Consider the following 23,579-nt stretch of genomic DNA (forward strand, 5'->3'; position numbering starts at 1 on the left):
CACCGCACCCTACGAGCTGCGGCGGGCGGAGTGATTAATCCTTATCGCGAGCTCCGTTTCGCATGACGGTGCGGTCATCGCCGCAGCCTACGAGCTCGCCGTCCCCCTTCGGAAAAGGCGAAGGCGTATGTTCGTAGGGTGCGGTGAGCGTATGCGAACCGCGCCATCGCACCCTCCAGCGCCCGCGACGATGCGGCTATCACCGCCCCCTGCGGTGCGCTACTCCGCAACGCTCAATGCATCGAACCAGGCAAGCGCCGGCGCATAGGTCAGCGCGGCGCTGTTCCAGTGATCCACCGCGCCCAAAGCGTGTAGCGACACGTTGCCGCCGTGCGCTTTCGCGTACGCATAGAAGGTTTTTGCCGACTGCGGCAACACATCGCTGTCGTCGTCGCCGTAGTAGATCCGGAACGGCGCGACCGGCGCCCAGTGGTCGGTGCGGTTGTCGTCCAGCGCGCGCGTGAGCCAGTTGTCCTGATCGGCCTGCAGCGCATGCAGGAACTCGGGCCGGAACAAGCGGCGGGCGTCCTCGGGCAGCACCGGCGCGAGCTGCTGCGGGGTCTTGCTGCCGTCGAACAGCGCGGGCACGGCGGCTGCGTACTCGGCCGTCAGCGTTTCGTCCAGGGCATGCCCGTAGTGGCCCGAATAAGCGTTGGCGATGAAGGCGAAATAGCCCGCGTTGTTGGGCGCCGCGGCGTGCGCGGGCGCCAGCTTGTTCACCACCAGCGCGCGCAGGTCGTAGGGACCGGCGATGCCGATCGAACCGCGCAAGCGATAGCCGGCCAGCGGCTCGCGCTCCAGAGCGCGATGCACGGCGGCCGCACTCTGCCCGCCTTGCGAGAACCCCATCAGGTACAGCGATGGCGCAGCGTCGCGGCCCAGACCTATCGAGGCCGAGCGCACCGCCCGCAGCAGATCGAGGGTGGCGTCGACCTGGGCCGCGGCGATCAGATAGGCCTGCGGTTCGGTGGATACGCCCAAGCCGATGTAGTCCGGCAAGACTACCTCGTAGCCGTTGCCGGCGAACACCGCGGTTTCTTCGTTGCCGTCCACGCGCTGCGGCTGCGAAGGCGACGCGGCGCGCGTGATCTGAGTGCCGTGCAGATAGACCACCGTGCCCTTCGCGGCCGCCGCGCCAGTGGGCACGGCGTACAGGCCGGAGGCCGCGACCAGCCGGCCGCGGTACGGCGTCCAATAGACGACGCGATAAAGCGAGGCGCCGCCGGCGACCGCGATCTTGCCCGGGAATTCGGACGCGATCTGCTGCAGGCGGGCGCGCTCTAACGGCCCCAACGCCTCCAATTGGATCAGCTCGCCGCGGGCATGCGCACGCGCTAGGCCGTCGGCCTGACGCACGTCCGGGGGGCGTACGGCGCCGCAGCCGGTCAGCGCGATCGCGGCGGCGGCAAGAAAGCCCAGGAGGATTTTGCTGAGCGGCATGGCGCGATTCCCGCTCCCGACGAACGCCGCGGGATGGCGGGCTACGTTTGGGCATAGCCCACCGGCACGCACAGTGCCATCGGTCACGCGGGGCCGGGCGCATCCGCTTCGGGGTAGGAGCGGCGTGAGCCGCGACCGCGATCTATCCGATCCGGGCCCAAATCCGGGCGGCCTCAGCAGCGGCAGCAGCGAAACCGGCGCGGGTGCGTGAGGTTGCGGGTCGCGGCTTACGCCGCTCCTACAGGAAGCCGTGCGGGCTGCTTCGGGGCAGGAGCGGCGTAAGCCGCGACCGCGATCCGTCCGATCTCGGCGCAAATCGTGGCCGATGTTGTTACCGCGGCAGTGGAAACTGCGCGGGTGCGTGAGGTTGCGGGTCGCGGCTTGCGCCGCTCCCACAGGGAGTCGTGCGGGCCGCTTTGGGATAGGAGCGGCGTAAGCCGCGACCGTGATCCGTCCAATCTCGGCGTAAATCGTGGCCGACGCTGTTACGGCGGCAGTGGAACCTGCGCGGGTGCTCGGAGTTGCGGGTCGCGGCTTGTGCCGCTCCTACAGGGGACCGGCGCGGCTGCTCTGGGGCGGATGTAGGCGGCTACCCTGCCCTCACTTCAGGGCGAAGGCATCCCCGTCCAGCATCGCCGGGAAGCGGGCGCGATGCGCGGCCAGTTCGTCGGCCAGCAGGGTCGTGGTCGACACCACTTCCTCGTCGGTGCACTCGCTGAGCGGGTGACCGAGGAAATCGATCACCGCGCTGTCGCCGGAGTAATGCAGGCCGTTGCCGTCGTCGCCGACGCGGTTGAGGCCGGCGACGTAACACAAGTTTTCGATCGCGCGCGCGCGCAGCAAGGTCTTCCACGGGTAGGCGCGCGCCGAGGGCCAGTTGGCCACGTACAGCAGCAGGTCGTAGTCCAGCGCGCCGGGGCGTTCGACGTCGTAGCGGTTGCGCGAGAACACCGGGAAACGCAGGTCGTAGCAAACCTGCGGGCAGATCCGCCAGCCCTTCCACTCCACCGTGAGGCGATCGCGGCCGGCGGCGTAGCGCTCGTGCTCGTTGGCGTAGCGGAACAGGTGGCGCTTGTCGTAGGTCTGCAGCTCACCGTCGGGCGTGGCGAACAGCAGGCGGTTGAACACGCCCTCGTCGGTGCGCAGTTGGACGCTGCCGGTGACGGCCGCGCCCAGCTTGGCCGCCTGCTCGCGGACCCAGGCCACGGTCGGGCCGTCCATGGTCTCGGCGTTGCCGATGGCTTCGTTGCTGAAACCGCTGGTGAAGGTTTCCGGCAGCAGCACCAGATCGGTGTTGCCTCGCAACCCGGAGATCAGGTGGCCGTAGTAGTCGCGATTGCCGGCCGGGTCGTGCCAACGGGTGGCGCCTTGGACCAGGGAGATGCGCAGGTTCTGCATGGGATGAGGTTCGGTCGCATGGGGCCGCGGGGGCGGCCGATGAGGCACATCGTATCGCCGCGGCTGCGATCGTGCAGCCGCCGCGCCGGTGCGCGGCGACGGCGGCTCAGCCGGGGCTCAGACCCGGATGGTCAGGGTCGGCACTTCCACCTTGGGCAGCAGGCGCGAGGTGAAGTACTTGTCCTGGTAGTACTTGATCTTGTCGCACTTCACCGGGTGCGGGATGCCTTCGTACAGGAACACTTCGGTGTCGAAGCCCATCGCCTTGAGCTCCTGCGGCAGCATCAGCGCGCGGCGCTCCTCGGATTCGCTGCGCGAGAACTCGCGGCCGCGGGTCACGTTTTGCTTGCGCACCGTGGTGTAGCCCAGCATGTCGGAGTAGTCGTTGGCGTCCTGCTGCTCGCGCGGCGCGTAGATGATCTGCAGCGCGTGGTTGGTGATGATGGTGCGCGAGATGTCCTTGCCGTAGGTCGCGTCCAGCTGCGACATGCTCTGGATGATCGGCAGCAGGCGGATGTTGTAGCCGGCCATGTACGACACCGCCGAGGCGATGATGTCGACCTTGCCGATCGAGGTGAATTCGTCCATCAGCAGCAGGCACTGGTGCTTGAGCGCCTTGTTGTTCTGCGGCAGTTCGCGGGTATTGAGGTTGATGATCTGGCTGAAGAACAGGTTCACGATCAGGCGGCTTTCGGCCAGCTTGTTGGGCTGGATGCCGACGTAGATGGTCATCCGCTTCTTGCGCAGATCGGTGAGCAGGAAGTCATCGGCGCTGGTGGCCGCATCCAGCACCGGATTGATCCAGGGGTTCAAGGGTTCCTTGAACGTGCCCAGGATCGAGGCGAAGGTCTCGTCGGCCTGCGACAGCATGTTGGCGAACGCCGAGCGTGCGTTGTCGCTCAGGAACGGACGCTGCGACAGTCCCTGCAGGTAGGGCTTGAGCTCGCTCTTGCCATCGCCCGAGGACAGCCGATAGATCGCGCCGATGGTGGGCGCGCTGGCGAACGGGAAACCGATCTTGTTCTCTTCCTCGAAGGCCTCGAACAGATACAGCGAGAACGCCATGAAGGCGTTGCGGGCCTGGCTGACCCAGAATTTCTGGTCGTCGGAGCCGTCCGGGTACAGCATCGCCGCGATGCTCATCAGGTCCGAGACCCGGAACGCCGGGTCGCTGGACACGTAGGTCAGCGGATTCCAGCGGTGGGTGCGGCGGTCTTCGGCGAAGGGGTTGAACAGGAAGATCTCCTGCCCCTGCTGGGCGCGCCAGCCGCTGGTCAGGTCGAAGTTCTCCTGCTTGATGTCCAGCACCACCATCGATTCCTGGTACTCGAGCAGGTTCGGGATGACGATGCCCACGCCCTTGCCCGAGCGCGTCGGCGCGGCCAGGATCACGAACTGCTGGCCGCCCAGGCGCACCAGCTTGCCGTTGTACTTGCCGACCACGATGCCGTTGGGCGAGGCCTTGAACATGCCCTTGGCCTGCAGGTCCATGCCGTTGGCGAAGCGCGCGTCGCCGTGCATGGAGCGCGCCTTGGGCTTGAGGATCAGCACCGCCATGGCCAGGTAAGCCACCACCGGCAGGCCGAAGCCGATGTAGCCCGAGGCCTTGATCTTGCCCGCATACGGCTTGTATTGCGGCAGGTCGAGCACCCTCACGTAGTCCGTGTAGGTGTTCCACTTGAGCAGACCGGTGTCCAGTTTCAGCAGCAGCAGCGTCAAGTAGCCCGACAGGTACAGGCCGGCGACCAGGGCGACGAGGCCCAGGCCGAGGGCGAAGATCAGCTTCCCTTTCACGTGTTATTCCCTAATGAAGTTCCCCAAGACCCGCCCCGCCATCATCGCCGCTTCCGGCCGGGCCGGGTCAACGTGGATCGCGTGCGGGTCGCTTCTACCGGATCGCGTTCGCGTGCGCGTGCTGGTTCGGGGCTGCTGGGGCTGCCCCGGTCCTGCTCTATCCTATCGTCTATCCAGTTCCTGGCGTCGCTGAGCGAGAGCTCCTGACGCAGTTTGACGCCGGAAGACGACATCACCGCGTAAGCGTAGATGTCGTCGTTCTCGAACTCCTGGTCGCGGGTCAAGGCGACGATGTGATAGTGGCCGCGCGTCAGTACGTGATGTTGGTATTCGCTCACAATCTAGCCTCCAATGCCTGTGCGACCCCGCTGACCGGCCGCGTCTGCACCGCCCTCACAGGGAACGCGGCCCCAGCCCCAGCAGCGGTGCTTCGCGCTGCGGCTCGGCCTGCTTCTCCTGCTGCTGACGGCGGTCGCGCTGTTCCTGCTCGCGCGACAACTGCGCCAACTGCTCGCCGCTGCGCTCGATCGGTTGCGCGGCGGCCTGTGCGGTTTCGACGTAAGTGACCCGGCGCCCCGGCGAGTTGAGGTCGCCCTCGACCGCGAATGCGCGCTCGCCGTCCTTGCTCAGGACGACGTGGTTGACGCGCATTTCGTTGCGCCGGGCCTCGACCGCGAGTGCGGCCGCGAGGTTGTCGTTCTGTTCGGGGGAACGCGAGGTCACGGTGTCCTGGCGATCCAGGCACACCCGCACCTGCTTGAACAGGTCGTGGTTGGGATGGCTGGGACTGCTCAACAGCGCGCGTTGTTCGGCCTGTCGCAGGTCGTCCAAGGTCTTCACCAACGCGTCGCTGTCGACCTTGCGTTCCTGTCCCTGGGGGAGTCCGTTCATGGCGCCTCCGCTGCTGCAGCCTGGCCCGTATGCTCGCGCAATCGCGAGGGTGCTTCAAGGCTAGGCGGATGCGGAACCGCAGAACGGTCCCGCATCCGACTGGCCGCCACAACCGCGTCCCGGGGGGGCTGCACGGCTGAGGTCCGATCGCGGACGCGCCAAACGCGCGCCCGCAGGTAGGTGCATGGCCGCGCGCCGCCGACGGCGGCGCATGGCCGCTGCGATCACGCGCGCGCCTGCTGGCGCTCCTGCTGGGGCTGCGGCAACGCCTGGACCGGCTGCTGCGGCACGTCCTGCTGCAGGCGCTGGCTGGTCTGCTCCACGCTCTGCCCCACCGCCTGACCGCGATCGGCGAAGGCGCGGTGGTGGGCCGGGTCGTTGAGGCCGCCCTGGACCGCGAACAGGCCGGTGCCGGTGGTGTTGGGCACCACGTGGTCGATGCGGTTCAGGCCGCTGACCCGCGCTTCGTAGGTCAGGGTGGCGGCGGCGCGCTCCATGTCCTCGCGGCTGTTGAAGCCGCCGTTCGGGCCCAGGCGCTCCAGCCCGGCGACCGCCTGGCGGTAGACCGCGTTGTCGCGATTGCCCGGATCCGACAGCGCGCTGCTGCGGGCCGGGTCGGCGGTGACCGGCTGAGCCGGCTGATCGCGGCCGCGCTCGTTCGCCGGCAACTGGCTTTGCGCGTTGCGCAGCGCGTTCAAGGTATCGCGGCCGGCGATGCCGTCGTCGGTCAGGCCCTGATCGCGCTGGAACGCTTTCAGCGCTTCCTGGCTGCGGCGGCCGAAATGGCCGTCGGGGTTGAGTTCGTTGCCCTGGGCGTCGCGATAGCCCAGGCGCTTGAGCGCTTCCTGCATGTCCTCGACGGCCTGGCCGCGCTCGTTGAGCTTGAGCACGCCGTCGGCCATGGGATCGCGACCGCCGCGGCCCTGCGCGGGCAGCACCACTTCGCCGCGCGCCAGGCCCTGCATCACTTCCGGGGTCAGCATGCGCTCCCACTCGGCCACCGCCGCGCGGCGCTCCGGCAGGTGCTTGTAGCCGCCGTTGATGTCGTGGGTGGCTTCGCGCACATCGAACTGATGGCCGTGCGGCACCACTCGGCTCTGCCAGTAATGCACGGCGATGCTGGCCGCGTTGCTGCGGTCCGCGCCCAGATCGGGATTGCCGGTCAGGTCCAGGCCGAGTTCGCGCCCGGCGCGTTCGTAGTTGTCGCGGCCGGTCAGCTGCACGTAGCCGCGGCCGTGGAAACGCCAGCCGTCGCCCGGCTCGGTGTTGCCCAGGTTGTCGCGGCCCCAGCGGCCGCCGTAGATGGTCTCGGCGATCTGCTCGCGGCCGCCGCGCACGACCTCACGCGCTTCGGCCAGGGTGTTCATGCCGTTGCGGTCGGGGAACACCTCATGCAGGCGCTCGGCGCTGTAGCCCAGGTTCTCGTGCATGCTGGCGAAGGATCGGGATTCGACCTGCATCTGGCCCATGAAGGCGGCCAGTTCGCGCGGGTCGTGGATGCCCGCCTCGTAGGCGCGTTGCAGCAGGTAGTCGCGGTTGCTCGGTGTAGACATAAGATTTCCTCTTTGATGCGATCGCTATTCGTGGTGGTGGCTGCGGCCGTGCGGATCAGGGCTTGGCCGGAAGTCCGCCACGATCGATCGCAGCGTCGCGGTCCCAACCGCGGGTGAACTTGAACAAGGTGTCGTCGATATCGTCGACGACGCTGCCGGGCTCGCACGCGGCCACGCTGTCGGCCTTGGCCGCATCGCCGTTGGCGATCAGCAGGCCACGCTCTTCCAGGCCGTTCTCGCCGGAGATCGCGTAGAAGATGCGCTTGCGGCCGCCGTCCTCGAACGAATAGGCGTAACCGCCGGTGTTGCCGGCGAAACCCAGCTGGGTGCGCTTGAAGCGCTTGGCGTGCACGCCCTTGTCGGCCGGAAAGACGTAGTCGGGCTGGCCCGCCGCGCCCTGGGCGAAGTAGACGTAGCCGGCCTGATCGCTCACGCCCTTGGACGCGCACAGCGAGGCCAATTGACCGCCGGCCAGCTTGCACGACAGCACGATGTCTTCGCCGGCCGCGCACAGCGAGCGCGCGTCGCCGGTGGCGGGCGCGGCGCCGGGCGCAGTGGCGGGCGCGACTTCGGCGGGCACCGCAGGCACGGCGGCGGCCATCGGCGCCGGCGGCGCAGCTTCGGTTTCGCTGGCGCTCGCGCCGGCATCGGCCGGCGCGGTCGCCGCGTTGCAGCCCGCCAACACGGTCAGCAGCGCGACGCACAACAGATTTGCAGATTTCATGAGGATTCCTGAAGCGAATTCGGGAGTGACGAAATCGACCGACTCGATCCGGTGCGCCCTGCTACGGGACGCACCGGATCGGGCCGACGGCCGCGTCGCCCCCTAGCGGACGCGGCCGTACCTGCGCCGCGCCTACGCGCGGCGGCGGGTCGACTCAACCCATCGCGCGCGTCGGCGGCGGCTGGGTCTGGTTCGGATTGGCCTGAGCTTCGAGCTTCTGGCGCTGCTGCGTGTCCTGCTGCAGTTGGAACGTCGACTGTTCCAGGGGCTGCTCGCCGGCCTGCTGCTTGTTCACGTGCGCACGGTGATGGCCAGGATCGTTGAGGTTGCCCTGCACCGCGAACAGGCCGGTGCCGTTGGTGCTCAACGCGACGTGGTCGATGCGCTCGAGGCCGCCGACCTTGGCTTCGAAGGTCAGCGTGGCCGCCGCGCGTTCGAGCTCGGCGTGGTTTTTGAAGCCGGCCTGCGGGCCCAGCTTCTCCAGTCCGCCCACCGCCTGCTTGAACATGGCGTGGTCCGGGTGCGCGGGATTGGACAGCAGCGGGGTCTGCTCGGCCTTCTTGAGCGCGTCCAGGGTCTTGGGACCGGCGACGCCGTCGTCCTTGAGACCGTGGGCGCGCTGGAACGCCTGCAGCGCTTCCTTGGTGCTGGCGCCGAAGTGGCCGTCGGGATTCAGCGCGCGATCCTTGCCGTCGGTATAGCCCAGCGCGTGCAGGGATTTCTGCAAGGTTTCGATCGCCGGCCCCTTCTCGCCCGCCTTCAGCACGCCGTCGGCGGCCGCGTTCGGCGCGGTGCGCGCGGGCATGGCCGGCGCAGGGGGTTCCACCGCGCGGCCGATGCGGCCGGCGGCGAGCTGTTCCATCAGCTCCGGGGTCAGGGTCTGCAGCCAGCGCTCGTTGCGCGACTCGCGATCGGCCAGGCCGTTGGTGCCGCCGTTGACCGCGCGGGTGGCCTTGGTCACGTCTTCGCGCGCGTTCTGCGGCACGTTGTGCTGCCAGTACCAGGTCGCGATGCGGGCCGCGTTCTCGGGCTTGGCGGCCAGATCCGGGTGGTGGACCAGATCCAGGCCCAGCGCTTCGCCGGCGGAGCGGTAGTTGTCCTTGCCGGTCAGCTGCATGTAGCCGCGACCGCGGTATTTGTAGCCGTCGCCGGGCTCGTCGTTGCCCATGCGGCCGCCGTACATCAGGTCGGCCAACGCTTCCGGACGCCCGCGCAGGGCCTCCAGGCGCGCCGATTCCAGCGCCTGCGCGCCTTCGCGCATCGCCGATTTCACCGGGATCTGCGAGATGCCCTTGGTGTAGCGGAAGCCCTCTTCGAGCTTGGTCAGGCCGTGCGATTCGTGGCCGACCTGGGCCATGAAATTCGCCAGCTCGCGACGCGAGGAGATCCCCGATGCCGTCGCGGCCTGCAACAGTTGCGTTTCCCTATCCGTCGTCATGTGTAGCTCCTGGTTGACTTAGCCATATCGCCTAAACCCAAGCCCTGCGCGAACCGTCCTGGTCCGTGCTGGCGCCGATGCTGCGTACTCAGGTCCCTTCCACGGACGGCAGCTTGTCCCGGTCGAATTCCTCGAGCCGGATCGCGCCGAAATCCTTGCGCTGCAGATCCAAACGCTTGTCTTCGCCGGTGTCGGTGTCGACCACGCTGCGCACCGCCTTCTCCAACAACCAATCCTGCTGCTCGGCCGAATAGGCGAAGCCGAACTCGTCCGACCAGCGCTCGCGCGAACCGCCCTCGATCAGCACCGTGAACCCACCCGCGTAGGCGCGCACGTAGCCGAACGGGTCGCCGGCGATGCCACCGCACTTCGCGCATGGCACCAGCCGCTCGCTGCGCTTGACCGCCTGCAGCTTGCCGGCGGCGTCGCGGATCAGCACCACCACGGTGCGCGGCGCGCCCTCGCCCAACTTGGCGCCGGGCTGGGCTGGCGGATCGATCACCAGCACCGCGTCCTCGCGGCCGTCGCCGTCCAGATCGGCGCGTTGCACCGCCAACTGCTTGCTGCCGGCGGGAATGAATCGGCTCAGGTCGTCTTGCTGCGGCGTCACGGACAGATTGTTCACGGGCACTTCCTGTTGCGGGTTTGGCTGCGTCTGCGCGGCCGGCGCGGACGCAGCTGCCTGCGGTTCCGCGTCGCCGGGCGCCGCCGCCTGGCATGCCGCCAGCGACGTCATCAGCACTAACAAGGTCAACGACTTGCGCATGTTCTCGCTCGGCACTCCATTCGGCTTTGCCGGTTGCGGCGGTAACCCGACCCGCGACCGGCTGAGCGCCGACCGACGCCCCGCGTCGATCGGCGTTCGCATCCTCAGGCCATGACCCGCGCTTCGCGCTGCTGCTGCGCGACCGCGGGCGCCTGTTCCAGCTTCTGGCGCTGCTGTGCGTCCTGCTGCATCTGGAACGTCGACTGCTCCAGCGGTTGCGCGCCGGCCTGAGCCTTGTCCACATGCGCACGGTGATGGCCCGGATCGGTCAGCCCGCCCTGCACTGCGAACAAGCCGGTGCCGTTGGTGCTCAGCGCGACGTGGTCGATGCGGTTGAGGCCGCCGACCTTGGCTTCGAAGGTCAGCGTGGCCGCGGCGCGCTCGAGTTCGGCATGGCTCTTGAAGCCGGCCTGCGGGCCCAGCTTCTCCAGCCCGCCCACCGCCTGCTTGAACATGGCGTGGTCCGGGTGCGCGGGATTGGACAGCAACGGCGTCTGCTCGGCCTTCTTCAACGCGCCCAGGGTCTTGGGACCGGCGATGCCGTCGTCGGTCAGACCGTGCGCGCGCTGGAACGCCTGCAGCGCTTGCTTGGTGCTGGCGCCGAAGTCGGCGTCGGGCTTCAGCGCATGGCCCTTGCCGTCGTGGTAGCCCAGCTTGTTCAGCGATTCCTGCAACGCGCGGATCTCGGCGCCCTGCTCGCCCGAACGCAGCACGCCGTCGGCCGACGCGCGCGGCGGCGCGTGCTTGACCGGCTCGGCGGCGGGACGCTCGTGCGAGGTCACCGGCGCCGCGACCGGCGTCGGCGTGGCCTGGCCCTTGGTCGGATAACGATCGGCGGTGATCACGCCGGTGTCGATATCGCGGATGTACTGCTTGAGCTTGTCGAGATGATTGGCGTTGAAGTCGATATGGGTGTGGGTCGGATAGGCGTCGAGCTTGCCGCCGCCCATGCCGGACTGGATGCCCATCGGCTGACCGTACTTGATGTGGTCGCCGTCCTTGAGGCCAGATCCGCGCAGATCCATGTGGCGGACCTGGGCGATCATCTCGCCGTCGGGCAGCTTGTCGTAGATCTTCACCAGACCGCTGTTCTTCTCGATCTTGATGTAACCCTCGGCCGGAGCCGGCGTGCGCAGGCCTTCCTTGCTGCCCTTGTCGTCGAGCAGGATGAAGTCCTTGGACACGAACACGTGCCCTTCTTTGGAATGCGCGACCTTGCCGTTCGAGGACAGCACTTCCTGATTGTGGCCGCCCACCACCTGGTAGTGGCGCCCCGGCTCCTTGCCCTTCTTGCTGGGATGATGGATTTCGAGATCTTCGTACGAATGCACAGCTTCACGACCCTTCGGGCCGCTCTCAACGATCGTGTACTTACCGCCCACGAGACACCTCCGTATTTTCTCGGAACAAAGAAGAAAACCCGCGCTGGATCAGCGCAGGTCCTGCGTCAGGTACCAGCACTTGTCGCGCAACTCGAAGACGTAGGCGCCACGGTCGCCGACCGTTCGCACCAGGTTGTCTTCGGCATCGAATTCGGCCTTCACGTACTCGACCTGAGCGGTCTTGTCCTTGGGCTTGATATCGATATCGAGTCGCGGATAGTCGCCCGGCTCCTTGATGGCCGGGTCCAGGTACACCCACCGGTAATCGACGGCGCCGATCCTGAAGTCGCGATAGCCGGCCTTGGCGACGCTGCGGGCGTCTTGCTTGGGCGCGGCGTAACGGCCGATCCGCACGTCCGCCCAGGTATAGGCGTTGCGTACGGAAGCGGAGTCGACGTAAGCCTCGAAGAACTCGCGGAACCCATCGGGCGTACAGGCCGATTCGGGCAACGAAGGATCGGGCAGGACCGTAGCGGCCGGTGCGGCGCTGTCGGTGACGGGCGGGGTTTGAGCAGGCGGAGCGACCGTGTCGGAGGCGCCAGGCGCAGCGGCGGTGGCTGCGGTGACGGGGTCGTCCTTGGGTGCGGCCGGCGCATGTGACGCCGAATCGCAGGCGCTGAGCATGCATAGCAACAGCGCAAAGGGAACGAGTTGTAGCTTCATGCAAACCTCTACGCCACGTCGAAAACTCCGACGCGGCGTCTCCTGGTGCCTTCGGCCGCGCGGCCTGAGGGCACGTTGTCCGTCGGCGGATGCCGGCGGTGTAACTCCTCGGAGCATCGATTGCAGGATCGCCGCGACATCCTAGTCACGACTGTGCGATCGCGCCCCTTGATCTAGCGCTGCGGGCGGTGTGGACCGAAGTCCGCCAACGCGCCGCCTACGACTACTTTACCGCATCCGGCGGCGAATCCGTCGCCACCGGTTTGAGCCTATGCTCGCCTCAATACCGCCAAATCGCAAGCGCCGCTCAGTACTGCACCGGGTAGCTGCAGCCCGAATAGTAGATCTGGCAGTCGCCGGTGTTCTGACCGCAGACCTGCAGCGCCTCGCCGGCCGCCGCGTCCACCGAAGCGCCGCTGCGCATGGCCGCGAAGCTGGCGCCCCAGGCGACCACGCCACAGCCGTTGCCCCAGGAAAGCAGATTTTTCTTACAACTGCTGTCGTCGCCGCCGTTGGCGCGGCATTGCGCGATCGCGGCCTTCTCCGCCTTGCGGGTGTTGGCCATGTTCGACGCCGTGCCGAGCTTGCCACGGGTGTAGTCGATCGACATCGCGCCGAAACGCGACTGCCATTGCGGGCCGCGCGGTTGCGACGGCTGGCCCGCGCTGGGCGCGCCCAAACCGTAACCGGGCTGCGGTACGCAGATCGGTCCCGGCGCCTGGCCGATGGGGGCCAGGCCGGCGGGACAACCCTGCTCCGCGCGCGCCCAGCCGGAACTCGCGAGTCCAAGCAGGAGCACACAACACCAAGCTTTCATCCTTAACCACCTCCCTATGAATTAGCGCGTGCCTGGGGTGACGTTCGGAGTAGGTTTAATGGTGTCGGTATGAGTGGGAGATGAACCTGGCCGCCCGGTCGCCGCGCCCTGTTGCAGCGATGGGTTCGGCGCGCCACCGCCCTGCCCACCTTGGGCGCCCGGCACGTAACCCGGCTGACCGCCGCCGCCACCGCCGCCGTAGGTCGGCGTGGTCGGACGATAGCCCGCGCTGCCGGCGTAGCCCGGGGGCATGCCGGCGCCTGGCGCGGCCGAACCGGCGCCGCCCATGCTGTTGTAGGCGCTGGGCGTACCGAGCAGGCCCTGGAAGAACATCGCGGCCATCGGCGGTGCGCTGACGATCAGGATGGTGAGGATCAGGCCCATGCCGCCTTGCTGCATGGCCTGGCTGGTCATACCGTCGCTGAAGTCGCTGCCCATCAACCTGCCCGCCAAGGCGGTTGTCCAGAAGGCTGCCGATACGCGCGTAACCATCTCCAGGGCTATCGACACCATCGCGCTTAGGACCGCCATCGAGAATAGCGTTCCTATGCCGTAGTAAAGCCATTTAGTGAATAGCTGTTTTGTCTGGTCGAACAGCAAACACAATATGAATATCGGCCCGAAGCCGACGAACATCGCCATCGCGATCTCGTAGAGCAGCAGCATGGTGCCGCTGACGATCGCGGGCCCGCCCGTACCCATGCCGACGAACCACATGGCGCGGTTCTTGTCGTCGTCCAGGGTCGGGTCCCGGACCACGTCGATCATGTCGATACTGGTCAAGGCCACCTGCATCCAGGCCAGGCTCTTGTCGATCTGGTCCTCGATCTTGGTGTCCTTGCCGGTGACGATCCAATGGATTTCCTTGTTCAGGTCCTCCGTGAAGAACGTATGCATGTTGGTGCCGAACGCGGCCATCGAGGTGGCCACGCCGATGATGAAGGCGGCGCGCAACGAATTGCTCACCAAGGCCATCATCGGTTCGCGCGAGATGCCGGTCACGATGCGATAGCCCTGCACCAGGATCCACAGCGTCATCGCGGTGAGGGCGATAGCGCCCACCCACGTCATGGCGTTGGTCATCATGCCGACGCCGAACTTTTGGATCTCCTCGCGCAGATAGGCCAGGATCAGGCGGAAGAAGACGAAATCCCCCACCGACTGTACCTGCGGATTGAGCCAATCCAGCCAGTTGCCGATGCTGCCCTTCAGCCAATCACCCACGATTTCGATTCCCCTGCTCATCTGCGCGCCTATCTGCCTGTCGGGTCATTGCCGCTGGCCTGCCCCTGTTCACCCACCGCACCGAACCCATCGGCGCAGACTCACTACCGGCCGACGAAGCAGCGGGCCGCTAAGGGCCCGGCCGCTCCAGCCGTTCCCCTAACTCAGTTGCCGACCTTCAGCGCCGTCGCCAGCGCGCCGGTCTTGACCAGCGAACCCAGGATGGTCTGCTGACCCTTCATCGCCTTGTAGGCCAGCGTGCGCTGGTTCTCTTCCATGGTGGCGATGTAGACGTCGTAGGTCTGCATCTGGCCCTGCCAGATCTGGAACTTCAGCGCCAGGTCGTTGGAGATTTCGTTGGACGAGCTGTCCACCGCCGCCACGTTGCCCTGGGTGTTGCTGGAGTTGCGACGGGTGTTGACCGTCTTCAGCATGTTCTGCATCTGCGGCGCGACGTTCATGACGAACTCGACCGTGTAGTTGTACTTCTCGTTGCGAGCGCGACGGATGTTGACGCAGATTTCCTTCTGCTTGGCCACCCAGTCGCCGGCCGGATCCAGGCCGATCATGCTCAGCAGGCCGCTGACGCTGAGGCCGCCGCCGCCGCGGTTGCAGGATTCCTCGACCAGGTAGGTGTTGGCGTTGACCTTGGTCCAGGTGGTGCCGTTGGGCATGGAGACGGAGCTGAGCAGGCTCTGCATGTTGATCAGCTGCTGCTTCATGTGGTTGAGCTGATCGAGCCAGCTCTTGGCGTCGTTCGCGTAAGCCGCGGTATCGGCGAAGCGCTGCGAGTAGGTGTTGATCTGATTCAGGATGCTCTGGATCAGGTTCGGACCGACCTCGACCACCGGCCCCATGGCGCTGCCGTTGCCGGCGGCCAGCGAGCAGGTCAGGAGGATGCTGGCGAGCGCCAGCTTCTTGGACTTGCGGCCGTTGGCCTGGTTATTGCGCTTGATGATCATGGTGAAGTTCCTCTTCGATGGCAGGTAGCGGTGCGTCGTTGTCGTTCGCGTGCTGCGTGAATCCGTGTGGGGGGATCAGGCCGTGGCCTGTTGCGGTCGGTCGGTACTGGTCGCCTTGCCTTTGCCCGAGCCCTTGCGATTGGCGTAGAACGAGGCGAGCCATTGCTCCGGACGCAGTTCGTCGACCGTGATTCCGGCGCGACCGGCTTCGGTCTGAAGCACGTTGTGCATGATTTCGATGTTGTCGGTGGAGGCAGAGATCACCGCCAGCGAGTCGTCCAGGCCGCGCAGGTTGAGCTGGCAGACCGTGGCCGCGTGGCCTTGCTTGACCAGGAAGCAGCGCGAACGCTCGTCCAGGCTCTTGACCACCTGGTACTCCGAGTCGGTCAGCTTGAGGCCTTCCATGTAGTCCTCGCGGCTGGCGTTCGGGTTCGGCAGCAGGATCAGGGTCGCGGTCTGCTCGATCAGCGAGGCCGAGATGTCGCTGGCCAGCGCGTCTTCCGGGCTCTGGGTGGCGAAGATGCCCAGGCCGTTCTGCTTACGGATGGTCTTCTGCTTGTTCTTGGCGAATTCCTTGAGGCCGCCGGAGCCATCCAGGATCTTCCAGAACTCGTCCATCACGTAGATCAGCGGGCGGCCGTCGATCAGCTCCTCGAGGCGGTGCAGCAGGTAATTGATCACCGGCACGCGCACTTCGGGGTTGTCGATCACATCGGTGTAGTCGAAACCGATGATGTTGGCCTTCTCGAGATTGATGGTGTCGACCGGGTTGTCGAACACCCAGCCCAGCGAATTGCCCGCGGTCCACTTGCGCATGCGCGCGAACAGACCGTCGTCGCCCATGTTGGGCAAGCTCTTCTGCAGGTTGGTCATGCTGCGCAGGTGCTTGGGCGTGTCAAGCATGTTCTCGACCGCGCGGAAGATGTCCTCGTCCTCGCGCGCCGAGTACTGGGTCTTGCCGCACAGCACCTTGATCAGGTCGGCCAGGAACTGGGTGTTGGCCTCGTTGCGCTCGCACTGCAACGGGTTGAAGCCGGTCGGCTGGCCGTTTTCCAGCGCCAGGTAGTTGCCGCCGCAGGCGCGCACGAAGATCTCGGCGCCGCGGTCCTTGTCGAAGAAGAAGATCGTCGGCGTCGGCTTGAGCTTCTGCACCTGGCTCAACAGGAAGTTGATCAGCGCGGTCTTACCGGTACCGGACTTGCCGATCACCATGGTGTTGGCGATCGCCTTCTCGCCCAGCGAATTCTCGGCCGGGTGAGTGGCGTGGAAATTGAAGTAGTACGGCTGGCCGTTGGTGGTCTGCAGCGTGGTGACGCACTCGCCCCAGGGGTTGTTCTCCTTCTTGCCGGTCGCGAAGTTGTGCAGCGGCGACAGGCCGAGGAAGTTCAGCGAGCTGACGTTGGCCAGACGCGTGCGGTACTGCCAGTTGCCGGGGAACTGCGCGTAGAACGACGCGGTCACGGCCAGGTCTTCCTTGGCCGAGACGAAGCCGGCGTTGGACAGCTCGGCGCGCGCCATCGCGATGTTGTTGGCCAGCTTCTCCTGGCTTTCGGCGAACAGGCAGATGGTGAAGTGGTACTCGCCGAGCACGAAGTTGCCCGAGGCCAGCTGGTCCATCGCCATGTCGAGTTCGACGATCTGGCTGACCGCCTTGTCGCCGGACGAAATCATCATGCCCTTGGTGCGGTCGAGCACCTTGAGCGCGTCCTGGCGGCCCATCGGACTGAACGAGTGCGTGATCACGTACTCGAAGTCCAGATACTTCATGCCGTTGAGGATGCCGGGATAGGTGCCGTCGGTGTACTCCTTGACGTTGAGCATCGCACCGAAGTGGTTGACGCCGGTCGGAGTGTTGACGACGAAATCGCCGGTCTTGGCCGAGAACATCAGCCGGCTGACCGGCAGATAGCTCGGGATCGGCGCCGGCAGCACCGGCACCGGCTCGTCGATGCGGTTGAGCAGATAACCGAAGAATTCCAGCGCCTCGGAGAACACGATGCCGTTCTTGGCCTCGTACATGCCCAGGCGGTACGGGGCGTAGTCCTTCAGCACGGCCTCGACGTTGCTGGCCAGCTCGAGGATCTTGGCCACGGCCTGATCCTGCTGGTCCTGCAACTGGGCGGCGCTGGTGGACTTCTCGACGAAGCGCTTACCCGACACGATCGGCCGGTACATCATCGTCATGTACAGCTCGTTCTGCATCAGCTTGGCGCCCGACAGCGTGGTGAAGTACGCGTCGGACATATCCTGATTGAACTGCTGGTCGAACTTGGCGCCGCCCTGGACGCGGCGCTTGCGGCGCACGTCGTGGACCCAGAACGCGACGTTGGTGAAATCGGGCGCGCGCAGCGTCTGCAGCATGCGGTTGAACGTGTTGTGGCGGTGCTCGATCTCCCATTCCTCGCGACCGACGAAGGGCAGTCCGCCCAGGCTCCACACGAGCATGTAATCGCCGCCCGTGGTCTTGATGACGGTCGGGGACACATGCGTGGACAGCGGAATGAAATCGCTGATGGGCGTATCGGGAGTCAGCATGGCGTACTGGGTCTGCTCTGAAGTCGGACGGGCTATGGATCGATCACCTGCCGCCGGCGCGATGCCTTGCGGCTACGCGACCGTCGGGACCTGCAAACCCGTGCGCCATCGCGGTCGGACCGCGATGGCGCCGGGGGCGTTTCACTTCCGCTTGTCGCCCGAGCCGCGGTAGGTGTTCTGAGTGAACACCCACATGCCCGAGTGGTGCTGCAGATTGCGCATGCGGAAGCGGAACTTCCAACGCAGGCTGAGCAAGCGGAAGATCATTTCGTCGCGTCGTGTCATTTGCCGCATCACGAAGATGACGAACGGCAACAACGCGATGCAAAACATGTTGACGTACATCGTCAACACGATGACCGCGCCCGCACCGATGGCGAAGGGGATGTAGGGCACCCCCAGGAACATCGCCGGCCGCGTGCAGCCGCGGAATAACACGTTCTTATGCATAGGACGCGCTGAGGATGGTCAGCATCACGCCCGAACCGACGTCTTCCGGGATGATCATCTTGGCGATCTGAGCGGCCGCACCGATCACGAACGCGCCGACCAGGATCGGCAGCATGTCCATGATGCGCTTGTTGGCGAACGCGATCTGATAGCCGGTGTAGATCAGAGCCATGGTGACGACGGCGACGGAAGCGATGTTCAGGAGACCGTTGATGTTGTTGATGAAGCCCTTCACGCGGCCCGTAGCGTCGGCGCCGCCGCCGCTCTGAGCGAACGCGATGTCCGGCACGAGCAGCATGCCGACGAACAGGGCCGCCATGACGAAGGACGTGAAGATGGTCTTGAGGTGCGCGTTGGAGTTCATGGATAGATCCCTCTTTCGATTGACAACGATTTGAATGGTGAAACTAGCTTCGGTTCAAACTACAAGCGGCACGCTAAAAAACGAATGCCTGATCCCCCTGGGATTGCTCCGTGGCGGCCGCGGGGGCGCCCGCCATGGGTTGCACTTTCACCGGCTGCGGCGCCTGCGCGGCGACCACCGCGCCCATCGCCGCGACCGGCATGGGAGCGACGGGCTGCGGAGCGAACGCGGCCGGGGCCGGATTCGCGGACGCGACCGGAATCTGAACGGGATTGGGCGCCATCGGCATGGCCGGCGGCGCGGCTACCGCCATGCTGACGCGGCTGATGACCTGGGCCGGCGCCGCACCGGCGGCCGGCAGGCGCGTGGCGCCGCTCTGGCGGGTGTTGGCGAACAGCGGCATACGGCTGACCGGCACCGAGCGGCGCGAGGGCTTGCTGATCACGGCGATGGCCTGGCCGTCGGACGCGGTGGTCTTGGCGCCCATCGAGGCGTAGACCTTCTGCACGTAGCCGTGGCGGTAGCCGGTGACGAAGTTGCCGGAGTAGTAACAGCTGAAGGACTTGCCCCAATCGCCGCTGGAGCGACCGTAGCACTCGGCCAGGATCTTCGAGCCGGCCTGCAGGTTCGGGCAGGCCTCGAAGGCCTTTTCGTAAGAATCCAGACCGTACTTGGCCAGGTTGTAACGATTGACCTGGGCCAGGCCCAAGGAGAAGTTGTAGCCCTTGCCTTCGAGCATGCGCACGGTGGCCAGCGCTTCGGGCAGGCTGCGCGGCTGGCGCACGAGGCGGCCGCCGACGACGCCGATGGCGTACGGATTGTAGGACGACTCAACGCGCACGACGTGATGCATCACTTCGTGCGGAACCGCCAGACTGGGGCAGCTCATCAATTCGATACCGGGCAACATCCGTATTTCCCCCTGTGCCGACCTTGGCGTCGACCTAACAAAACCGTCTTATAAACAGCCTGTTATGCGCCTGATCGACACACTTATCATTCATCTACAGACGAATGATGTCAATAAGCGCTCCCCTACCCTGCCCCGGCAAGGTCGCGCCCCCAATAATGAGACAGACCTCGCGTTTATTCGCTGTGCGCACGTTCCGGGTTGAAATCGATGCCCGTAATGTGACGCTGCCCGGCGTGGGCCTTGATATGGACCACGATATCGATGGTCATCATCAACAACCGCTTGATGACCGCGAACTCGAGGCCCGAGCCCTCCGCCGAAGCCTTCACCATCAGCGCCAACTGGTCCCAGGTCTGGGTCGTGCTGCCGGCGTGGCAGCTGGTGATCGACCCGGGGTGGCCGGAGGCGCAATTTCGGATGAAGTAGAACGATTCGTCGCCGCGCAACTCCGCCAGGATGATCCGGTCCGGCTTCATGCGCAGACAAGCTTCCATGCAACTCTTTGCAGTGACGTTGCTAGTGCTTTGTCCACCTTTCGAATAGAGCAAGTGCACTACGTTCGGCTGCTGGATGAAAAGCTCGCGCGCGTCCTCGATGGTGACCAGGCGCTCGACGTCGGGGATATGCCCCACCAGCGACTTCATGAACGTGGTCTTGCCGCTGCCGGTGGCGCCGGCGACGACGATGTTCTTCTTGTACTGGACGGCCTTTTTGAAGAACTCCGAGTAGTTGCGCGAGGCGCGCAGCTCCAGCAGTTCGCGGTCGTGCTCGCTCAGGACATGCGTGCTTTCCAGGATTTGGGCGAAGAAGCCGTCGTCCTGGTACTGCTGCAGGGTCTTGTTGTGCTTGGACGGCAGGCGGATGGTGATCGAGACCTTGCCGGCGTCGCAGGCCGGCGGGATCACGAACTGCGCGCGCTGCCCGGTCGGGAAGGTCAACGAGACCACCGGGTCGGCATCGGTGATGCGCTGCCCCGTGTTGCTCTCGTTGACCACCGCCGTACAGAACTGCCGCGCCCGCTCGAAGGTCAGCGTCGGCACCTCGATGAACTTCCAGCCCTCACGGGTTTCCAGGTACAACTCGCCCGGCTTGTTGATGCAGATTTCGGTGACGTCGGGCGAGCTCATGTATTCGTGGATGCCCAGCACTTCGTACTGGTACTCCAGGAACCCGCTCGACACCTTCGCGATCGGCGAATCGTCCATACCCATTCAGACCGTCTCCCCGTCCATCATCAGCGGATGATGGACGAGAAGTCGACGTCCTTGGCCACGTAAACGTTGACCACGGTGCCCTGGTTGATCGTCACCGTCGGCGGACGGTTCACGCTCTTGTCCAGGGCCTGGTTGGCCAGACGCTCGACCGAACGCGCGGTCACGCTCTCGTAGGGGCTCTGCACCACCACGCCGCCCGGGGCGATCGTGTTGGTTTCCGGACCGTTCTCGGCCGCGGCGTACTTAAACGCGTCGGCGATCAGGCTGATCATCAGCGCCGAGGCGATGCGGCTGCCCCAATGCGCGTTGTAGTCGCCCGGATGGCCGGCGCCGCCGAGGTTGTCCACGCCCGGGCTGGCCATGTTCACGTCGATGCCGGTCGGGGTGGTGATGCGGTCCCAGATCACCGACACGCGCGGGCCGTTGATGTTCTCGTTCTGGTAGCGGCCGGAGATCTTGGAGCCCTTGGGCAGCAAGAGGCGGCGGCCGTTGATCGAGTAGGTCGGCTCGGTGACGATGCAGGAGGTGAAGCCCGACACGTCGGTGACGATGCGGGTCTCCATCACGCAGCGGATGTAGGTACCGCGCACCAGCAGGGTGTCCGGGTTGTAGATCGGCTTGGCGCTGGCCACGGCCGCCGCCTCGCGCTGCGGGCCCTGCTGCGGCATCTGGCCGTTGGCGTTGGGCACCATCGCCATCATCTGCTTGGCGTACTCGTCCGGCGGGGTCATGCCGGCGGTCGCGGCCTGACCCGGGGTCATGCCGCCCGCGCCGGAACCGTCGGCGCTGTTCATCATCCGGCGCTCCATCAGCGTCGGACCGCGCGGACCGGTGTCCTCGACCACCATCTGCGGCGCGTCGTTCTGCTGCGGCGGCGGCATTTCCGGGGCCAGCGGCACCGGCGGCAGATCCGAGACCTGCTCCGGCGGCAGCGGCGGCGCCACATCCGAAGCGGCCTTGGGCAGCTCGGGAATGTTGACCACCTCTTCCTCGACCTTGGCCTTGTCGTCTTCGCTGGAGGTCGCGCGGGTGAACATCCACACCGCCGCGAACACCAGCAGCACCACGATGCCGGCCAGGAACAGCAGGGCCTTGCGGTTGAGCTTCTGGACGTCGCTGGATTTGAGCAGCGGCGCGCCCGCGTCCAGGTCGGGCGCCTGCTGGGCGTTCGACTGCTGGCCGTAGTACGGATTGGCGCCGGTGTAGCCGTAGCTCTGCTGATCCTGCGGAGCGCCGGTGTTTTCGTCGGGCTGGCCCTGGTTGGGCGGCATGTGTTGGCTCATTTCTGCTTGTTCCTGCGCAGACCGACGACGTTCTTGCCGTGGCGGATGATCAAGTAGGGATAGGTGCCGTGGATGACGATGGTGTTGTCCTCGACCGTGGTGTTGACCACGAAGTCCTCGCCGCTCTCACGTTCGCGCGCGAACACCGCCGGGAAGTTGCCGGTCGGCAGGTCCTTCAGGCCACTCATCTTGACGTAGGTGAACTGGCCGTCGTCGTAGACGTTGACCGGAATCAGCCAGGCCTTCTTCTTGGCGCTGCGCGTCGAATACTGGTAGTCGAAGTGGTACAGCCGGTTCTTGTCCAGCGCGGTGCTGATCTCCGGCACCGGGGCCTCGGCTTCCTTGGCCTTGGCGGCGGCGAACTCGGTGTCCTTCGGATACACGAACTTGATCTTGTACTGCACGCCGGCCTGCTTGGCCTGCTCCAGCACGCGCCAGTCGGTGGCGACGACCTTGAGCTCCAGTATGTAGGAGTGGGTCGCGGTGCGGATCATCATGTTGGTGTCGACGTCGACGTTCTTCGGCTTCAAATAGAAGACGTTGTCGCGACGGCTCAGGTCCCAACCCGCGCTGAAGCCGGTGCTGTAATCGAGGATGACCTCGTTCGGGTCCAGCTCGACCTGCGTGGTGATGCCCAGACCGGTGCGCACCTGGTAGATGCGGCTGGGTTCGTATTCGTATTCCTGGACCACTTGGGCCGCGGCGGGTAGCGCCGAGCCGGCGAGCGCCAGAAGCAACAGGGCGGCGGCGAGGCGATGTTTACGCAGGCAATTCATCGGGTGCTGACTCCATTCGCATTACCGGTCGGTGCGGGTGCGGCCGGCGGCGTCGCCGGGTTGACGGTGTTGGGGGCGGGCGCGCCGGGTTGCGGCACGGCGCCGGCGGGTGCCGGCATGCCAGGCTGCGGCGCGGCCGGAACCAGGTTGGGATCGACCGGCTGGCCGGGCACGGCGGCGGGCGCCGCGGCCGGAGCTGCCTGGGTCGGCACCGGGAATTCGCTGCCGGTATTGACCGGCGGCGACGCGGCGTAGTCGTTGTCGACGCGATAGCCGGTGACCTGGAAGCCGAGCGGATTGAGGACGCGGTTGTTCTCGTCCATCTTCAGGTTCGACTTGTACAGGAACTCGATCGTCGCGATCTTGCTGTCCAGCGGCTCCGAAGCGCCGCTTTCCTTGTTGTACAGCGTGCGCTGGAAGCGCGCGGTCGCCGTCTTGGTCTTGTCGTCGGTATTGGACGCGCCGTGCAGCTGCATGCTGAGGATCTTCACGCGCACGGTCTTGGTCTTGCCGAACAACGTGATCGGGTTGTTGCGATTGGTGCTGTCGTACAGCTGCTTGTAGCCGCTGGTGACCTGCGGGGTGCCCATCGCGAACACCGTGGACCAGTCGCGCTCGCCGATCTGCGAGAAGTCGTAGGACTCGCGCGCCATGATGAAGTGCGAGATGTTGCTCTTGTTGAGCGCCTCGCTGGCGGCGATGGTCGGGTTGGCGAAGTCGTCGCGCAGACGCGCGATGGTGACCGTGCCGGTGTAGGCGTCGGCCATCACCAGGTAAGGCACCTTTTCCTTCAGCGGCAGGAAGTAGAAATAGCCGCCGGCCAGGATCAGGGCCATCAGGATCGCCGCCCACGCCACGATCCACGCGCGCTTTTCGCTGCGGCGTGCGATATCGGCGACGGTGACTTCGTAGTTCACGGCCTTGGCGACCGCGTTCTCCACTTGAGGAGTGACTGCTTTCTTTCCGAACATCTAGGCTGCATCCAGTACGAG

Annotated in this window: 22 protein-coding genes; all 22 read right to left on the bottom strand. The window is 65.9% G+C overall.

The window, feature by feature from the left end; genetic code table 11:
- Positions 1-219 precede the first annotated feature (219 nt).
- Positions 220-1,440 (bottom strand): lipase family protein, encoded by a 1,221-nt coding sequence (locus ASE35_RS06340; protein ID WP_057163257.1) that lies wholly within the window; start codon positions 1,438-1,440, stop codon positions 220-222.
- Positions 1,441-2,040: 600 nt separating this feature from the next.
- Complete coding sequence (locus tag ASE35_RS06345) at positions 2,041-2,838, bottom strand: amidohydrolase (RefSeq protein ID WP_056175204.1); 798 nt, start codon at positions 2,836-2,838, stop codon at positions 2,041-2,043.
- 117 nt (positions 2,839-2,955) lie between these two features.
- Entirely contained in the window at positions 2,956-4,620 is a 1,665-nt protein-coding gene (locus tag ASE35_RS06350; protein ID WP_157489333.1) for a type IV secretory system conjugative DNA transfer family protein, read from the bottom strand.
- Positions 4,621-4,673: 53 nt separating this feature from the next.
- Complete coding sequence (locus tag ASE35_RS06355) at positions 4,674-4,970, bottom strand: hypothetical protein (RefSeq protein WP_056175208.1); 297 nt, start codon at positions 4,968-4,970, stop codon at positions 4,674-4,676.
- Between the two features lie 55 nt (positions 4,971-5,025).
- Positions 5,026-5,523 carry an XVIPCD domain-containing protein gene (locus tag ASE35_RS06360; protein ID WP_057163259.1) on the bottom strand — a complete coding sequence of 166 codons (498 nt, stop codon included), beginning with the start codon at positions 5,521-5,523 and terminating at the stop codon, positions 5,026-5,028.
- Between the two features lie 224 nt (positions 5,524-5,747).
- Positions 5,748-7,076, bottom strand: a complete 1,329-nt coding sequence (locus ASE35_RS06365) for an XVIPCD domain-containing protein (protein WP_057163260.1) — start codon at positions 7,074-7,076, stop codon at positions 5,748-5,750.
- A gap of 55 nt (positions 7,077-7,131) precedes the next feature.
- On the bottom strand, positions 7,132-7,800 hold the full coding sequence (locus ASE35_RS06370) for a hypothetical protein (RefSeq protein ID WP_157489295.1): 669 nt from the start codon (positions 7,798-7,800) through the stop codon (positions 7,132-7,134).
- A 154-nt stretch (positions 7,801-7,954) separates the two neighbouring features.
- Positions 7,955-9,238: an XVIPCD domain-containing protein gene (locus ASE35_RS06375; protein ID WP_082611139.1), complete on the bottom strand. Its 1,284-nt coding sequence runs from the start codon at positions 9,236-9,238 to the stop codon at positions 7,955-7,957.
- An 88-nt stretch (positions 9,239-9,326) separates the two neighbouring features.
- Positions 9,327-9,863, bottom strand: coding sequence for a hypothetical protein (locus ASE35_RS06380; RefSeq protein ID WP_235567152.1), 537 nt, complete (start codon positions 9,861-9,863; stop codon positions 9,327-9,329).
- A 245-nt stretch (positions 9,864-10,108) separates the two neighbouring features.
- A complete protein-coding gene (locus ASE35_RS06385; protein ID WP_057163262.1) occupies positions 10,109-11,335 on the bottom strand; it encodes a peptidoglycan-binding protein in 1,227 nt (408 codons plus the stop codon).
- Between the two features lie 99 nt (positions 11,336-11,434).
- Entirely contained in the window at positions 11,435-12,049 is a 615-nt protein-coding gene (locus tag ASE35_RS06390; RefSeq protein WP_157489296.1) for a hypothetical protein, read from the bottom strand.
- 307 nt (positions 12,050-12,356) lie between these two features.
- Complete coding sequence (locus ASE35_RS06395) at positions 12,357-12,848, bottom strand: DUF4189 domain-containing protein (protein WP_162250617.1); 492 nt, start codon at positions 12,846-12,848, stop codon at positions 12,357-12,359.
- Positions 12,849-12,887: 39 nt separating this feature from the next.
- Positions 12,888-14,111 carry a type IV secretion system protein gene (locus tag ASE35_RS06400; RefSeq protein WP_082576300.1) on the bottom strand — a complete coding sequence of 408 codons (1,224 nt, stop codon included), beginning with the start codon at positions 14,109-14,111 and terminating at the stop codon, positions 12,888-12,890.
- Positions 14,112-14,254: 143 nt separating this feature from the next.
- Positions 14,255-15,052, bottom strand: a complete 798-nt coding sequence (locus ASE35_RS06405) for a hypothetical protein (RefSeq protein ID WP_056175236.1) — start codon at positions 15,050-15,052, stop codon at positions 14,255-14,257.
- A gap of 75 nt (positions 15,053-15,127) precedes the next feature.
- Positions 15,128-17,587, bottom strand: coding sequence for a VirB4 family type IV secretion/conjugal transfer ATPase (locus ASE35_RS06410; protein ID WP_056175239.1), 2,460 nt, complete (start codon positions 17,585-17,587; stop codon positions 15,128-15,130).
- A 141-nt stretch (positions 17,588-17,728) separates the two neighbouring features.
- Positions 17,729-18,037, bottom strand: a complete 309-nt coding sequence (locus ASE35_RS06415) for a VirB3 family type IV secretion system protein (RefSeq protein WP_082576301.1) — start codon at positions 18,035-18,037, stop codon at positions 17,729-17,731.
- Positions 18,030-18,401, bottom strand: a complete 372-nt coding sequence (locus ASE35_RS06420) for a TrbC/VirB2 family protein (protein ID WP_056175246.1) — start codon at positions 18,399-18,401, stop codon at positions 18,030-18,032. Before ASE35_RS06420 ends, ASE35_RS06415 begins: the two co-directional genes overlap by 8 nt.
- 73 nt (positions 18,402-18,474) lie before the next feature.
- Positions 18,475-19,311, bottom strand: coding sequence for a lytic transglycosylase domain-containing protein (locus ASE35_RS22260; protein WP_082576302.1), 837 nt, complete (start codon positions 19,309-19,311; stop codon positions 18,475-18,477).
- A 176-nt stretch (positions 19,312-19,487) separates the two neighbouring features.
- Positions 19,488-20,525: a P-type DNA transfer ATPase VirB11 gene (gene virB11, locus ASE35_RS06430; RefSeq protein ID WP_056175255.1), complete on the bottom strand. Its 1,038-nt coding sequence runs from the start codon at positions 20,523-20,525 to the stop codon at positions 19,488-19,490.
- Between the two features lie 23 nt (positions 20,526-20,548).
- A complete protein-coding gene (locus tag ASE35_RS06435; RefSeq protein WP_056175260.1) occupies positions 20,549-21,811 on the bottom strand; it encodes a TrbI/VirB10 family protein in 1,263 nt (420 codons plus the stop codon).
- Complete coding sequence (locus tag ASE35_RS06440) at positions 21,808-22,587, bottom strand: TrbG/VirB9 family P-type conjugative transfer protein (RefSeq protein WP_056175263.1); 780 nt, start codon at positions 22,585-22,587, stop codon at positions 21,808-21,810. Before ASE35_RS06440 ends, ASE35_RS06435 begins: the two co-directional genes overlap by 4 nt.
- Complete coding sequence (locus ASE35_RS06445) at positions 22,584-23,558, bottom strand: type IV secretion system protein (protein ID WP_056175266.1); 975 nt, start codon at positions 23,556-23,558, stop codon at positions 22,584-22,586. The genes ASE35_RS06440 and ASE35_RS06445 overlap by 4 nt, the downstream gene beginning before the upstream one ends.
- Between the last annotated feature and the right edge of the window lie 21 nt (positions 23,559-23,579).

It is taken from the genome of Lysobacter sp. Root916 (assembly GCF_001429785.1).
In the GTDB taxonomy this organism is placed as follows: Bacteria; Pseudomonadota; Gammaproteobacteria; order Xanthomonadales; family Xanthomonadaceae; genus Lysobacter.